The 15,543-nt window shown below is 52.8% G+C and carries 15 protein-coding genes and 1 tRNA gene; all 16 read right to left on the bottom strand.

Translation table 11 applies throughout. The features are described 5' to 3' along the window. Positions 1-59: 59 nt before the first annotated feature. Positions 60-524, bottom strand: coding sequence for a PTS IIA-like nitrogen regulatory protein PtsN (gene ptsN, locus DY252_RS01885; RefSeq protein ID WP_064787878.1), 465 nt, complete (start codon positions 522-524; stop codon positions 60-62). Positions 525-562: 38 nt separating this feature from the next. After that, positions 563-1,159 carry a ribosome hibernation-promoting factor, HPF/YfiA family gene (gene hpf / locus DY252_RS01880; protein ID WP_008888695.1) on the bottom strand — a complete coding sequence of 199 codons (597 nt, stop codon included), beginning with the start codon at positions 1,157-1,159 and terminating at the stop codon, positions 563-565. Positions 1,160-1,309: 150 nt separating this feature from the next. Next, positions 1,310-2,890: an RNA polymerase factor sigma-54 gene (gene rpoN, locus DY252_RS01875; RefSeq protein ID WP_064787879.1), complete on the bottom strand. Its 1,581-nt coding sequence runs from the start codon at positions 2,888-2,890 to the stop codon at positions 1,310-1,312. A 64-nt stretch (positions 2,891-2,954) separates the two neighbouring features. Further along, the gene (gene lptB / locus DY252_RS01870) at positions 2,955-3,788 is read right to left on the bottom strand and encodes an LPS export ABC transporter ATP-binding protein (protein ID WP_008888697.1); all 834 of its coding nucleotides are present in this window, start codon (positions 3,786-3,788) and stop codon (positions 2,955-2,957) included. Between the two features lie 14 nt (positions 3,789-3,802). After that, positions 3,803-4,696, bottom strand: coding sequence for an LptA/OstA family protein (locus DY252_RS01865; protein WP_082923364.1), 894 nt, complete (start codon positions 4,694-4,696; stop codon positions 3,803-3,805). Positions 4,697-4,706: 10 nt separating this feature from the next. After that, positions 4,707-5,450 (bottom strand): LPS export ABC transporter periplasmic protein LptC, encoded by a 744-nt coding sequence (lptC, locus tag DY252_RS01860; protein ID WP_064787880.1) that lies wholly within the window; start codon positions 5,448-5,450, stop codon positions 4,707-4,709. A 3-nt stretch (positions 5,451-5,453) separates the two neighbouring features. After that, a complete protein-coding gene (locus DY252_RS01855; protein WP_231959644.1) occupies positions 5,454-6,473 on the bottom strand; it encodes a KpsF/GutQ family sugar-phosphate isomerase in 1,020 nt (339 codons plus the stop codon). Between the two features lie 161 nt (positions 6,474-6,634). Beyond that, the gene (locus tag DY252_RS01850) at positions 6,635-7,249 is read right to left on the bottom strand and encodes a ribonuclease D (RefSeq protein ID WP_064787882.1); all 615 of its coding nucleotides are present in this window, start codon (positions 7,247-7,249) and stop codon (positions 6,635-6,637) included. Positions 7,250-7,492: 243 nt separating this feature from the next. Then, entirely contained in the window at positions 7,493-8,302 is an 810-nt protein-coding gene (locus DY252_RS01845) for an SGNH/GDSL hydrolase family protein (RefSeq protein ID WP_129542660.1), read from the bottom strand. Positions 8,303-8,411: 109 nt separating this feature from the next. Beyond that, the gene (locus tag DY252_RS01840) at positions 8,412-9,920 is read right to left on the bottom strand and encodes an MBOAT family O-acyltransferase (RefSeq protein ID WP_064787884.1); all 1,509 of its coding nucleotides are present in this window, start codon (positions 9,918-9,920) and stop codon (positions 8,412-8,414) included. 268 nt (positions 9,921-10,188) lie between these two features. Beyond that, positions 10,189-11,430 carry an O-antigen ligase family protein gene (locus tag DY252_RS01835; protein ID WP_064787885.1) on the bottom strand — a complete coding sequence of 414 codons (1,242 nt, stop codon included), beginning with the start codon at positions 11,428-11,430 and terminating at the stop codon, positions 10,189-10,191. A gap of 3 nt (positions 11,431-11,433) precedes the next feature. Further along, on the bottom strand, positions 11,434-12,366 hold the full coding sequence (locus DY252_RS01830) for a glycosyltransferase family 2 protein (protein WP_064787886.1): 933 nt from the start codon (positions 12,364-12,366) through the stop codon (positions 11,434-11,436). A gap of 125 nt (positions 12,367-12,491) precedes the next feature. Beyond that, positions 12,492-12,578, bottom strand: a tRNA-Leu gene (locus DY252_RS01825). A gap of 170 nt (positions 12,579-12,748) precedes the next feature. Next, the gene (hemW, locus tag DY252_RS01820; protein ID WP_064787887.1) at positions 12,749-13,942 is read right to left on the bottom strand and encodes a radical SAM family heme chaperone HemW; all 1,194 of its coding nucleotides are present in this window, start codon (positions 13,940-13,942) and stop codon (positions 12,749-12,751) included. Between the two features lie 109 nt (positions 13,943-14,051). After that, positions 14,052-14,651, bottom strand: a complete 600-nt coding sequence (gene rdgB, locus DY252_RS01815) for an RdgB/HAM1 family non-canonical purine NTP pyrophosphatase (RefSeq protein ID WP_064787888.1) — start codon at positions 14,649-14,651, stop codon at positions 14,052-14,054. 77 nt (positions 14,652-14,728) lie between these two features. Beyond that, positions 14,729-15,445 carry a ribonuclease PH gene (gene rph / locus DY252_RS01810; protein WP_064788287.1) on the bottom strand — a complete coding sequence of 239 codons (717 nt, stop codon included), beginning with the start codon at positions 15,443-15,445 and terminating at the stop codon, positions 14,729-14,731. Positions 15,446-15,543: the final 98 nt, after the last annotated feature.

Below are 15,543 nucleotides of genomic sequence, written 5' to 3'. Positions count from 1 at the left end.
CGTCCGGTTTTTTAAATCTTGTGTCTGTTACGGGGGTTACCCGCCACTCACTGACCTTTTCAGGCGGCCTGTTCGGCCTCGTCCTGGGTCAGCAATGCGTAAATCGCATCTGCAGATCCGGCACCGCGGAGCTTGTCACACATGCCCTGATTGCGCAGCAGACGGGAAATCCGTGCCAGTGCTTTCAGGTGATCGGCACCGGCTTCTTCGGGTGCAATCAGCATGCAGAAAAGGTCGACCGGGTGTTCATCAACCGCGTCAAACTCGATCGGATTGCTTGCACGGGCAAAAACCATATACAGGCGGTCCAGATCATTGAGCTTGCCATGCGGAATCGCGACACCGCCACCGACACCGGTACTGCCAAGCTTTTCACGGTCAAGCAGGACAGAGAAAATCTCGCTTGCAGGGCGGCCGGTAACTTCGGCGGCCTTTTCGGCAAGTTCCTCAAGCACAGCCTTCTTCGCACCGGCACGCAGTGCCGGAATAACTCCGGACGGAGTAAGAATAGATGATATGTCCATTTTTCGCGTTGCGTTGTTTGGCTCGGAATCTGTGTCTGTCACGCGCCACTCGCTTCATTATCGTTTGGGTCCAACCAGCCGATATTTCCGTCCGAGCGACGGTAGACAACGTTCAGTCCGCCATGTTTGCCATTCCGGAACATCAGTGCCGGAATGTCCCCCAAGTCGAGCCGCATGACAGCTTCCCCAACGGAAAGCGTATCGATGCGATCGGGTGTCTCGGCAACAATCACTGGCTCAAAGCCATTTGTGTGATTATCGTCCGTTTGATCTTCATCTTCCTGTGCGATCACATAGTGGATCGCCTCCAGGCGAGCCTCCTCATAGTGGTCACGGGTTGCGTGATGATCACGCAGGCGCCGTTTATAACGCCGCAACTGTTTGGCCACTCTGTCACAGGCGGCATCAAACGCGGGATAAACCTCGTTCGCTGATGCCTTGGCCTGAACCATCATGCCCTTGCCGACATGGACCGAAATCTGCGCGTGATAGAGATGTGCCTGTTTGGTGACGGTCACCGTGGCTTCAATCGCGTGATCGAAATACTTCTCTACTGCAGGGTCCAAGGTCTCGACGACGTGCTGGCGAAAAGCATCGCCAACGTCAAGTTGCTTACCGATAACCGTAATTTGCATGGATCGCCTATCCCCGGTTGAGTGACATACCAGTTTGGTGCCCCTCTCGTAGGTGGGCGCACCATATTCCCTCGTCATTACCAAGTCAAGATATGGGTATGTTCCCTTGAATTACAGCACCTTAAGGTGCGTTTTTTCGATAAATTCGTGCTAGGAAGCACGTGATTTTTTCTCGCGCCGACGCTGCACTGACGATGGGATGCGCATCGCTTCGCGGTATTTTGCCACTGTTCGACGCGCGATGTCGATCCCTTCCTTGCCCAGAAGCTCAACCAGTTTGTCATCCGACAAAATCTTCCTGGGTTCTTCGTTGTCGATCAAGGACTTGATCCGGTGGCGCACGGCTTCGGACGAATAGGCGTCCCCACCATCTGAAGATGAAATTGCGGTGGTGAAGAAATATTTCAGCTCGAACATGCCGCGCGGTGTTGCCATGAACTTGCCGTTGGTCACACGTGAAACCGTACTTTCATGCATGCCGATTGCTTCGGCGATGTCGCGCAGAATCAGGGGCCGCAGATGCGCAACCCCGTGGGTAAAGAACCCGTCCTGCTGACGCACGATTTCGCTGGCCACCTTCATGATCGTGGTCGCACGCTGATGCAGCGCCTTGACCAGCCAGTTGGCACTTTGCAGCTTCTCGCTCATGAAGCCGCGTTCTTCACGATCGCGCAGGCCCGAGCCGATCTGGGCGACATAATCTTCATTGACCAGAACCCGCGGCAGGGCTTCGGAATTCAGTTCCAGGTGCCAGTTGCCATTGCCTGCCGCACGCATCAATACGTCCGGGATCACCGGAGTTGCAATTTCGCCATCAGCGGTCTTGCCCGGGCGCGGATCAAGGGTTTTGATCTCGGCGATCATGTCATGAAGATCATCCGAATCGACGCCGCACACCCGACGCAGGCGATCAAAGTCCCGCTTGGCCAGCAAATCAAGATTGGCCAGAAGAGCCGCCATCGCCGGATCAAACCGGTTGAGTTCGCGCAGTTGCAGTTCCAGACATTCCGCCAGATCGCGGGCAAAAATGCCAACCGGGTCAAAGCCTTGCATGACCTTCAGAACGCGTTCGACATCTGCGATATCGCATTCAAGGGATTCGGAAACTTCATCAAGATCGCCGCTGATATAGCCATTTTCATCAAGCATATCGATCAGGTAACTGCCGATCATACGCGACGTGGCATCGGCAAAGGCGATATTAAGCTGATCATCAAGGGTCTGGCGCAATGTCGCTTCATCGGCCAGCGTCTGTTCAAGCCCCGGAAGGTCATCCCCACCTGCGGCCGCTCCGCCAGCACCGCCACCGGCACCCCCGCTATAGGGCGCGGAATAATCATGGCTGCCGGAAACAGGTTCGCCGTTGCGGGTGATTTCACCCTCGCCGCCATAAAGTGCGTCACTTGAAACATCAAGCGGGCCGTCATCACTGCCCATGGTTTCGCTGGACGTCAGGCGATCGGTGCCAAACCGGTCATCGCGGTCGGTGAAATTGTCGTTTGATCGGCTATCAAGGCCTTCATCACCATTGCCAACCGCACCATCACCGGCCTCGGCATAGGTCTGGCCGGGATCGGCCCGCTCCAACAGCGGGTTTTCCATCAGTTCACTGTCGATGAAATTGGAAAGCTCAATATTATTGAATTGCAGCAGTTTGATTGCCTGCTGCAGCTGGGGAGTCATGACAAGTGACTGGGACTGGCGTAGATCCAGACGCGCCTTCAGGGCCATTTATGCACTACCCCGTGTCAATCCGAACTCCCCCTAGACTTGGTTGACGGTCTGGTGGGTGTTATCAAAGGCTGAAACGATCGCCCAGATAAACCCTTCGTACATCGTCGTTTCTGACGATTTCCTCAGGACCACCTTCCATCAGAACCCGACCATCATGCAAGATATATGCCCGGTCGATAATGTCTAGAGTCTCGCGCACATTGTGGTCAGTAATCAAGACCCCAATGCCACGATCTTTCAGATGACGTACAAGATCGCGAATATCACCCACTGCAATCGGGTCAATCCCGGCAAGTGGTTCATCAAGCAGAACAAAGTTCGGATGGGCTGCCAAGGCACGCGCTATCTCGCAACGCCTACGTTCCCCGCCCGAAAGGGCCAGGGCCGGTGTGCGGCGCAAATGTTCGATGGCAAATTCTGCCAGAAGGTCTTCAAGCGACTGTTCGCGCTTGATGCGGTCATCCTCGACCACTTCAAGCACGGCCATGATGTTCTGTTCGACCGTCATGCCGCGGAAGATCGAGGCTTCCTGTGGCAAATAGCCGATTCCCATGCGCGCACGCTGATACATCGGCATCATGGTGATATCGCGCCCATCAAGGGAAATCGTGCCGCGATCTGCGGCAATCAGGCCGGTAATGATATAAAAACTGGTGGTCTTGCCGGCCCCGTTCGGCCCCAGAAGGCCAACCGCCTCGCCGCGCTGCACCGAAACCGAGACATCTTTCAGCACCGGGCGCTTCTTAAAGCTTTTGCCCAGATTATGCGCCACAAGACCCTTGTTGGTGGTGATCAGGCGCGGGCCACTTGCCCCGCCGTCAGTTGGCTGTGCGCTGCCAGATACAGCTGTCGCCTTTGCGTTGTCGGATTTTACGCTTTTGCGCGACCAGAACAAATGACCGACCTTTCTCAGTTACCGGTCCCGGCATCGGCCGGGCTGTTGTTTTCGTCTTTTTGCGGAACCAGAAGGCCCCGAACGCGGGTTTTGCCATCGCCATTACCGTCAGCCGTCAGACGACTGATCCCGGTATTCAGATCGACCACGGCACGATCCCCGTTCAACTGGTTCTCCCCGCGGGTGATCTTAACCGATCCGATAAGGGTGGCGATACCTGTTTTCGCATCATAAACGCCCTGATCGCCAACAACAAACTCTGTTACTGTGCGAATATTCACATTGCCCTGCCCGTCGATGCGGCGCAATTCATTTGCGCCATCCGAACCGGCCTCAAAGCGCGCGGTCAAAACATCCCCGCGCAGCGTGCGATCCTCGGATACCGCGACCGCATCCCCGCGTGCAACCGCAACCCGCTCTGTCTCCCAGTATTCAAGGCTGTCGCGCGCCGTCAGGGTTTCATTGGGCGTGCTGTATTTAAGGTTATCACCGGTCAGAACAACCACCGCCTCGTCAATGTCATAGACCGCGCGATCACCGACCGCGACATCGGTATCGGACGACAATTTGACATTGCCAACCGCGATGATGCGGTAAATCTCGCTATTGCCGTCGCGATCGCGATACAGCGCCTGCAACTCGTCGGCATCGACGCGCGATGAACCCCGCTTTGCCACAGCATTGCCACGGGCAATCAGAATTTGTTCATTGCGGCGCCATTCGATGCCGTTATCAGACTCGACTTCAAGCCCGCCACTGCCATTCTGGGCCAAACCAAGCGGGTTGGCCGCAGCATCCCTGGCCATGGCCGACAGGCCAAGCACGGCCGCACCCAGCATAAGGCCCCCCAGCATAAGGGGTGTCAGCAGCGTTCCAGTCTTGCGGGCGAGATGCGGCATCGCAATCATGACTTCCCTCTCATTGCTCCGTCGAATTCAATGCACTGTCGAAAATCACCAGCCGGGATTTCCCCAAAAAGCGGATCACCGCCCCCTTGTCTTCAAGCTCAAACCCGGAATCCGATGCAATGGTGCCAAACGGCCCCTGCCCGTCAACCGGCACGCCACCGCTGGCACTGCCGGAATTCATGGCGATTTCAGCTTCCTCGGTGTGAATTTCAAAACCGTTATCGTGGTACATATTGACCGTCCCCACCAGATCAAGCATCCCATCTGTTTCGGTATAGAAGCCCTCATTGGCGGTCATCGCAATCCACGATCCGTCATTCAGCGTGATGTCGGCCTGCGGACCGGACAGATAGACATGATCGGGCCGGGTTTCGGTTGCGTCGGTTTCAACCGCTTCGCTCGCGGTCACCGTAAAGGGCTGGCGATTGCCATCCACGCCAAAGAAGCGCGGATTGCTCATCGCGACATTTTCCATCAGATCCTCGGGCGAGGTCGAAAAGCCAAGCCGGAAACCGCTATCCTGAACCTGTTCGATCTGCGGCCATAGGACGACCAGCGCCATGATCGTCATTGCGATCAGCGGCAGCACGAATTTCAGCATATTGACGATGACACGGCGAAACGGATTGATCCGCACATTGCGCCGGGCCGAGGGCATGCGATCTTCCGAAAAGCCGCGCGCATGACGTTCTTCACGTACCTGGTGCTTGCTTTTTTCGCTGTTTTCGATCTGTTGCGTTCCCTCGTTGCTCATGCGTTAGGCCACTCCAACGCGCAACAAATCATGGATATGGACAAGCCCCACCGGCACACCGGCGTCATCAAGCACGAAAAGCGATGTGATCGACCGGTCATTCATGATGGCCAGCGCCTCAACCGCCAGCGCATCGGCACTGGTGACCTTCGGCCCGGCGGTCATGACATCGCCCACCTTCATTGCCACCAGATTATCGGCCATGTGACGACGCAAATCGCCATCGGTCACGATCCCGGCCAGAACACCGGCATCATCAACAACACCGACACAGCCAAACGAATGGCTGGTCATGGTGACAAGCGCCTCGGCCATCAGGGCATCGGGCGAAATCAATGGAAGGGTATCAACCCCGTGCATGACATCATCAACATGCAGCAACCGCTGACCCAGTTTGCCACCGGGGTGGAAGGTGCGGAAATCTTCGGATGTAAAGCCGCGCCGCTCCATCAATGTCACGGCCAGCGCATCGGCAAGGGCCAGCATGGCGGTGGTTGATGTCGTCGGCGCCTGCTTGTTCGGGCAGGCTTCCGGGCTTGCCGGCAGGACCAGCGGGCAGTCGGACTGCTTGGCAAGCGAGCTTTCCGGTTTGCGGGTCATGCCGATCAACGGCACGTTAAAGCGCCGGGTAAAGGCAATAATGTCGGACAGTTCCGGGGTTTCACCGGAATTGGACAGGGCCAAAACCGCGTCATCCTTGCCAATCATGCCAAGATCGCCGTGGCTGGCCTCGGCCGGATGCACAAAAAAGGACGGGGTACCAGTCGAGGCAAAGGTCGCGGCGATTTTCTTGGCAATATGGCCGCTTTTGCCCATGCCGGTAACAACCAGACGGCCTTTCAGGCCCTCGATCAGGTTGATGACGTTACAGAACTCGCCATTAAGCGAGTCTGCAAGCTCGCGCAGCGCATTGGCCTCGATATCAAGAACACGGCGCGCGATAGCAAGATCGGCGTCACTCGCCGGCGCTGGCACTTTGGGGGACTCGTTTAAGACGTCTTTTGAGACTGGGGTCACTGTCATCTGTTTCTTGTTAGCGTTTCCCGCCCGGAGATAGGCTATTTGACCCATCTTGCAAGATCATTGGGCCAAAACTATGAACCCGGTTGGCGTGGGGGTCAATTCTATTGCATCCCCCATACACCGCCAATCTTCACAGATGGTTAACCGGCCTTATCCCGACCTTATGAATGGGCAAAGATATCGGTTTCTTCCCAGCCCGCCAGATCAAGCGTCGCGCGGATCGGCAGAAAGTCAAAACAGGCCTGCGCGATCTCGGTACGCCCTTCGCGCGCCAGACGACGATCAAGCTCTTCCTTGGCTTTGTGCAGATACAAAACGTCCGAGGCCGCGTAATCGATCTGTTCCTTGGAAAGCTCGGCAGCGCCCCAGTCGGAGCTCTGCTGCTGCTTGGAAATCTCGACCCCGACGGTCTCGCGCAACACATCCTTCAGACCATGACGGTCGGTATAGGTGCGCACCAGTTTAGAGGCAATCTTGGTGCAATAGACCGGCGCACAGCGCACGCCGAGATATTTGTCCATTACTGCGATGTCAAAACGCCCGAAATGAAACAGCTTCAACACAGACGGATCAGCCAGAAGCTTTTTCAGGTTCGGCGCGCTGTAATCTTCCCCATCAAACTTGACCAGATGGGCGTTGCCATCCCCGCTTGAAAGCTGCACGACACACAAGCGGTCGCGGTGCGGGTTAAGGCCCATGGTCTCACTGTCAATGGCCACGACCTTTCCAAGGTCAAGGTCATCGGGCAGATCTCCGAGATGGAGGAAATTGGTCATCGCGGTTCTCCAAATGTCAAAATTTGCCTGTTCTTAACACAGCAAACCACGGCTCGCATCGCAAAAGTCTTATCAATTGCGTGGTTTTTGAGACTAGAACTGAGGTTTGTTGAGGAGCTTGGTAGACGAAGTGAAGGAAAAACCCGGTCCAAAAACCATCATACCCCAGCACATTAGAAATGTGCTGGGGTATGATGGTCAGGTAAAGACTCGAAAGTCCAGAAGCTATCCGACTTCTGGCCCCTACCGGTCAACGGCAATCGAGGATTTTAGTTCGCCGAAATAGTACTTTGTCGATAGTTTCTTGTATTGCACTGCAACATGGTCCCAAGAATCGCCGATTTGTGTTTCGCTAAAACAATATGGGCGCGGCAACGTTTTCAACCCAGCCTCCTGCGCCTTCAACAGAACAAGCTCAAGCCATTCGGAGTTTTCATCACAGTATTTTTCATACCATGGGCCAAAGCCATACCAGCACTCCAACGAATTTTCATTGCAGAAAGCCCCTAACGCGTTGAGGAAAATTGATTTATCCGAGTTAAAACTATCTATAGACAATTTGAAGTGCTCCTCATTTCCTACATTTATTGGCGCACCTTGAGCGATATAGTCATCTATTATTAAACTGCTACTTGGAGTTCCTAATCGTCGCACCAATGCTCTAGCAGCTGATGTCAACCCGTCAAAATTCGCAAAGGTCCTCAGAATCTCAGACACTGGAACCTCAAGAAAATCGTTTATTCCGAGCGCAGTATGAAGCCAACCATCCCAAGCGACATTTCGCGCAAACATGTCCCCTGTGTGCATAATAATCACCCTATTGGGGCGCCCCTGCTGCACAACACGCCGAAGCATATTCAAGGATCCAGCATAGCCGTAAACACCAGTTAAGGCCAGATTAACCGCCTTGTCACCAGAAAGCTGTTCCCAGAGCTCTGCATCAATGCCATTTCCAAGAGAACTATCGCCAACGAAAACTGTATCGACCCGATAGGAATTTCTCACTTTTTCTAGTTGATATTCGAATAGTTTAGTGAAGGCAAAATCCGTCATCCCAAGCTTGTACGACGTCAAGCAAATACTACTTAATATAAGAACCCATGCCATAGTAAATATGGCAAATTTCACCACTAAACGACAATAATTTTGTTCATCCGCAGAATTAGAATTGGAAATAAAGGAATTCCGAAACATCATTTAACTTCAGAAGTGAAATTGAAAAACAGAATCTCACGAACAAAACAGACCAAATATTTATTCGATTCTCAAAATTCTCCGAATACTCAGGAGAATACCGATGATAATCGATATTATTTGGCATCAAAAGTGAAATAATAAAGCCCACCGGCAAAATCGTTACTACAACCCAAAGATTAATCGGCCCTAACCCATCGAATTTTAGAAACGGCAGGTCATTCAACATCGTTGAAGATAGCCAAATAGGTAGTGAAGCTCCATTCATCCCCAGCATACCTTGATACATGCTGATTGTGGTACCGATATCTGCAGAGCGGAAAGGAACCCACGCAACGATTACAACAAGTAAGGTCGATCCAAATGCTAACCAACGAGGTAGTATCAACGATACTTGAAGTCGCCATACATGGTTTGCAATAATAAATAGCCCGTGCATCACACCCCATAGTAAGAAATTCCATGAGGCGCCGTGCCAAAATCCGCCAAGGGCCATCGTCAGAAGAATGTTTCCAAACTGTCTAGTTCTACCGGCCCGGTTTCCACCGAGAGGTATGTATAGGTAATCACGCAAAAACGCAGACAATGTGATATGCCAGCGCTGCCAAAATTCAATAATTGACGTCGATTTGTAGGGTGATGCGAAGTTGATCGGCAATCGCATCCCAAAAATAAGTCCTATGCCGACAGCCATGTCCGAATAGGCGCTGAAATCGAAGTATATCTGTAAAGTGTATCCAAGAGTAGCAACCCAAGCCTGCACAAAATCTGGCTGATATCCAACAGCAGCAGCATCAAATATTGGACTTGATATCAGAGCGGCACTGTCGGCGATGATGACTTTCTTAAAGAGGCCGAGGGCAAAAATTGAAGTTCCAAGATACAAATTTTGCCAAGTTCTCTTATCCGCCAACTGCTCAAACTGCGGGATCAGCTGACGATGATGTACGATTGGACCGGCAATAAGCTGCGGAAAGAAAGTCACAAACAAACCGTAACGCCAAAAAGAGTGCTCTCCTTTTTCACCCTTGTACCGGTCGACCAACCACGCGATCTGCTGAAAGGTGAAGAAGGAGATCCCGATGGGAAGAATTACTTTTTCAAAGGATATCTCTTTTCCCAAAATTTCAGAAATGTTTTCAACAAAGAAGTATGAATATTTAAAATACCCTAAAAGAGACAAATTAAAAGCGACACCCAGAATCAGATATATCTTATTTCTGCGCGCACTTCCCGCTCTATTCATGCGGTTTGAAACATAAAAATTAATTATAATACTGGCTAAAATGATAAATATGTACTTCCAGAACCACCATCCATAAAAAACAAGACTAGAAGCAAAAAGAAATTTGACCCTTATTTCGTTTCCCTTTGATGTGCCTTGCGCAACCCCTGGAAAAAAGTTGATTCCGTAATTGCAGAGCACGTAGACGACAGGCAGAAAAACAAAAATGAATTCGTACGAATTGAACAGCACCTGCCTAACGCCCCTAAATAAAAACTTCTGTCAAATAAGCGAGAACTTAAACAGTTTCCCTAGCAATGAGATCCACCATCTCACAACCAAAGATCGAAAATCTTTCCTTCATCTTTACCCAGGAAGTCAAATCGCAAAAATCCATTGCATCGGGGGTTCAATCGAAGACAAAGCATTACCCAAAACAACAATTACACTGTCTAATCGCCGATTTACCTGAAGACCTCACTTCTAACAAGCCCGCCAAAGAAAAGAGCTTGCAGATCAACTACGACTTCTGCGTTGCAAACCTGAGTGCCCCGACAGCAGTTGAGATTGACAACCATGCCAGCATGGCGGGCCAGTTTGAAAACAGGCTTTGTGTCACCGAGAAGGGGAATAGAGACATCACCAAGCACCCCAAGTAAAGCCCACCAAGAAACCGGGCCTCACGCGCCCCCAAAAGGGCTTTCACACCTTTCCAGTACAAGACCACCATAAAAACGGTAAATGGAATGGTGCCAATCAAACCGGTATCCGACAACCATTCGATGTAAAAGTTGTGTGGATGCGGGTGACACAGCGCGCTGTCCAATCCTTGCTGCACATAATCTTTGCAAACCAAGGGAAAGTTTCCCATACCGGTCCCGGTTATCGGGTTCTCACCAAAGAAGCGTAATCCCAGTAACGCAAGCTGGCCATAAATTGAGTCAGTATAGTCAGAAAGCACGTTGGCCAGTTCCTCAACCCGCCCCCATATACGCTCGCTCGTTAAGAGCAGAAATGTCAATGCCGCCCCTCCACACAGGGACAAGCAAACCGCTATCTTACGAGCAAATTTTCCAGAAAGAAGCAGGCTGAAAGTTACCAGCAAAAGAGCCAACAATGTCAGCACACTTGCTGCTCGCTCACCACTCAAAAATACAACCGTTAGCAGAATTGGTGACAAACAACACGCTGCTACAAAAAGCCTGTTGGTTTGCTTCCGAACGCAAAGAACGAAACTTAATGCGCTCGTTGCCAGACCCAGTTTCGCGAGATACATGCCAATATTTGGCCGATCCAACGGTCCTGTTAGACGCCCCCCCGTTTCACCCATATTCTGTCCGGACAACGGCGAAACACCAACCAAAAACTGATAGATCGCATCAAGTGCCGCCACCGCCATCGTACACAGCACAACGACACCAAATCGACGGATCGTGCGCTCATCGGACAAGACCCACCGAGTTACTCCCGCGTAAAAAATGATAAACCTAAGCCAACTGAGTGAACGCCCATAACTTTTGCCCACATACTCGGCAAAAGGAGAGACCAAGACATTCATCAGAACAAAGATAATCAGAAGAACAAGAATGTCTTTTTCGCTTGCCCATGACCAATCCTTGGCGCACCAAGACCGCACCAGAAAAATCACCCCAATCAGAACGACCGAGATGTCAGCTACCGCACGGGTAAACAATAAAAATGCTGGAAGGCAAAACAGTAAAACGCTAGCAGCAAGGTGCAGCTTTCGATCAAACGAATTCATTTTTTACGAGTTCACTTTTTCAATGCCGCGGATGTTTGGTAAATGTCGCAAAATATTTCGGTAAGGTTTCAGTGCCAAGGGGTTTGGGTCAATAAATCCGATTTTTCCCATCACGTAGCGCGCAAACAAAGGTATCACCGGCAAGGGTGCACCATCTCGGCGCGCCTTTTTCAGTGCTGACACACATTTGCGATACAGCTTCACGCGCGTTTCGTGTGGCAACTCCGGGTGGGCCTCCAGAAAGTTCAGATAGACCAAAAATCGATCATGATTGAGCTGCAAGGTATTTTGCGAAATGTGACTTCCCACGTCCGGCACCATCGTAAGAACCATGTCCGTATCAAGAAGGCACTTTGCATGCGCTGAAAGTCGCAATGGCAAAGATTCATCCTGCACAAAAACCGTCTCGTCGCACCCACCTGCGACGATAAAAACATCCCGTTCAACAAGCCAAGTCATCCGCACCATACCACGACCAAGGACCCTCTCAAGCGGATTCTGGTGGATACCGAGCCTGAAGTCTTGCTCAATCGGAGGAGCTACCACTTTATCGATGGGTTCGGTCGTCTTGCGGCAATGACCGTGCACCATGTCTGCATTATGCTGTTTTGCAAGTGAAAGCAGCATCTCAAGCGCATTTGGTGCTAGAATTTCATCACAATCAAACAGTGCCAGATATTTGCCATTTGCGGCCTCGGCTCCCTGGTTGAGCCGAATTGATGGACCCGCATTGACTGTATTGCTAATTACCCGAACAAAGTCGTGCTTCGCTGAAAATTCTTCAAGGATCGCCAGAGAACCATCTGTCGACACGTCATCTACGAAAACAACCTCAAAAGGTATTTCGCCCGTCTGACCCAATAAAGACGCAAAGAAATAGCGAAGAGCATTTTCTTTGTTGTAGACTGGCAGAACAAAACTGACTTCGGGTTGCATAGTTTTCGCAGCTCATTTTTAAGTCGATTTCTGCTTATAACCAGTCAAATCGGTCTCGAAAAGACTAAAACGCAACCCCAGCCCAAAACGACAATACCCCAGCACATCAAAAATGTGCTGGGGTATGGTGCCCAGGAGAAGACTCGAACTTCCACGGCCTAATGGCCACTGGCACCTGAAGCCAGCGCGTCTACCAATTCCGCCACCTGGGCATAGGGGCTTGCGGTATTTGTTCGGGCGGTGTCCGCCGGAACGGGGCGGAATATACGCGGTCAGGCTTAAGTGTCAACCAACTTTTTGATGGTTTGGTGAAACTTCCTGCGCCCGATTGCGAGTACGCGCCAATCGCCCGGTTTTTCTTGGCGTTTTGCCGGTTTCGGCCTTACACCGCGTGGTCGAATAAATAGGCCAGAACACCGTTCAAACGGTTCCTGCCCTGATCAGTGGCACGCAGCCCCGAAGAATCACAGATCAGATCACCGGACTCGATCAGGGTTTCGAGCCTATCCGACGCCAAAACATCACGCGGTCCCTTGCCGATGATGCGTTCAAACCGTGCAGTCGGAACGGTTTCATTGAGCCGCAGCCCCATCATCACCATTTCAAGCAGACGTTCATCAGTCTCGAGCGCGGTTTCTTCCTGCGTGCCATGACCATACTTTTCCACCCGGTCCAGCCAGACATCCGGCGCCCGGTGACGTCGCACCGCCATCGGCGTGGTATTGCCATTGGCCCCGACCACCGCTTCGCGGCCATGCGCACCGGGGCCAATGCCAAGATAATCGCCATAGCGCCAGTAGACGAGGTTATGGCGGCTTTCCTGTCCTGGTTTGGCGTGGTTGGACACCTCGTAACATCGATAGCCGGCACGTTCGGTCTCTTCCTGGGTGATCTCGTAAAGCTCGGTCGCAAGGTCTTCGTCCGGCACGACAAGATCGCCGCGCTGATGCAGGGTATAGAATTGTGTTCCGGGCTCGATGGTCAGTTGATAAAGCGAGATATGGCCATTGGCGATGCCAAGCCCCTCGCGCAGTTCTGCGCGCCAGGCCTTGGGATCGTGTTCCGGGCGGGCATAGATCAGATCAAACGAAAAACGATCAAACACCGAGGTCGCAACATCAAGCGCCCGCATGGCTTCCCCGGCACTGTGCAGGCGACCAAGGAATTTCAGGTCGCGGTCATTCAGCGCCTGAATGCCAATCGACACCCGGTTGATCCCGTTGGCGGCAAATGCCGAAAAACGGTCAATCTCGACTGTGCCGGGATTGGCTTCGAGCGTGATTTCCAGATCATCCGTTACAGGCCAGAAAGATTTGATGTCCTCAATCAAGGCCCCAGCGGTTTCCGGGTCCATCAGCGATGGCGTGCCCCCACCAAAAAACACCGATCCCACTATCCGCCCCGGATGACGGGCCGCACCATAAGCAAGCTCCGCCCGAAGTGCGGTGCGCCAGCGCGCGTGATCAACACTGTTCGCGACATGGCTGTTGAAATCGCAATACGGGCATTTCGACAGGCAGAATGGCCAGTGGATATAAATGCCAAACGGCACGGTTTCACTTGAGGCTGCGGACACGCGGGACTCTTTTCAAACGCGGGAATGTTGGCCGATAAACTAACACGCACCGCAGATCATGACATCCGCGATGCGTGCATAAGTTCAATGCAGGTGGTTAAACCTGAAATCAGTCTTCGAAGCAGGCCTTGACCAACTGGCGGAAGGCATCGGCCCGGTGGCTCATTTCATGCTTTTTCGCCGGATCCATTTCGCCAAAGGTTTCCCCGTAACCCTTGGGCTGGAAAATCGGGTCATAGCCAAAGCCGTGCGCACCGCGTTTGGGCCAGACAATTTCGCCCTCTACCCGGCCTTCGAAATTCTCGACATGCCCGTCCGGCCATGCCAGCGACAGGGCACAGATGAACGATGCCCGGCGGTCCGGATGATCGCCAATACCGTTCTTGACCTTTTCCATCGCCATGTCGAAATCCTTGTCCGGCCCGGCCCAGCGCGCCGAATAAATCCCCGGTGCGCCATCAAGGGCCGAAACCGCCAAACCACTGTCATCTGCAAGGGCCGGAAGATTGGCCCCATTGGCCGCCGCCGTTGATTTCAGCTGCGCATTGCCAATGAAGGTTTTTTCGGTTTCTTCGGGTTCGGGCAGGTCAAGGTCACCGGCTGAGAAGACCTCGATGCCAAACGGTTCAAGAAGTTCGGCGATTTCCTTGATCTTGCCTTTGTTGTGGCTGGCGATGACGAGTTTTTTTTCCGTGAAACGACGGGCCATGGTCTTGCCTGAAATACGATATCCAACTGATGCGAAAAAACGGCAGGCCCGATGCCCGCCGTTAAAATTAAGGTGCCTTAAAGCCCAAGCGCCTCACGCTGCTTGGCGAACAATTCCTTGCAGCCTTTTTCCGCCAGCGCGAACATCTGGTCATAGGATGCGCGATCAAACGGCACGTCTTCGGCGGTTGCCTGCACTTCGACAATGCCGCCATTGCCCGCCAGTACAAAGTTAGCATCGGCCCCGGCATTGCTGTCTTCGGCGTAATCAAGGTCAAGCACCGCTTCACCTTCATAAATACCGCATGAAATCGCTGCCACCGGCTGGGTCAGCGGGATTTCCTTGATCAGGCCAAGGCGACGCACACCCTGAAACGCCAGATGGGCCGCAACATAGGCACCGGTGATCGATGCGGTGCGGGTACCGCCATCGGCCTGAATAACATCGCAATCAAGGCGCATCTGCATTTCACCCATCGCCTTCATATCGGCAACCGCACGGATCGAACGGCCGATCAAACGCTGAATTTCCTGGGTGCGCCCGGACTGACCACCACGGGCGGCTTCGCGTTGCATGCGGCTATCGGTTGCGCGCGGCAGCATGCCGTATTCGGCAGTGATCCAGCCCTTGCCGGAATTGCGCATCCAGCCCGGCACCTTGTCTTCGACCGTGGCGGTACAGATCACATGCGTGTCGCCGAATTTGATCAGACACGAGCCTTCGGCATATTTGGAAACGCCGGTTTCAATCGTTACATCGCGAAGCTGATCGGGGGTACGGGCGGAAGGGCGCATGAGAAGGAACCTCTTGGTTGTCTGGGCTGCGTCCGTGGCGATTTGATTGCCCGCGCACGAAGCGAAACTGTCCTGAAAAATTTGGCCCAAAGTAAGAT

The organism is Thalassospira indica (assembly GCF_003403095.1).
In the GTDB taxonomy this organism is placed as follows: domain Bacteria; phylum Pseudomonadota; class Alphaproteobacteria; order Rhodospirillales; family Thalassospiraceae; genus Thalassospira; species Thalassospira indica.
The sequence above is the reverse complement of the archived record's forward strand: the minus strand, read 5'-3'. Positions and strand labels throughout refer to the sequence as shown.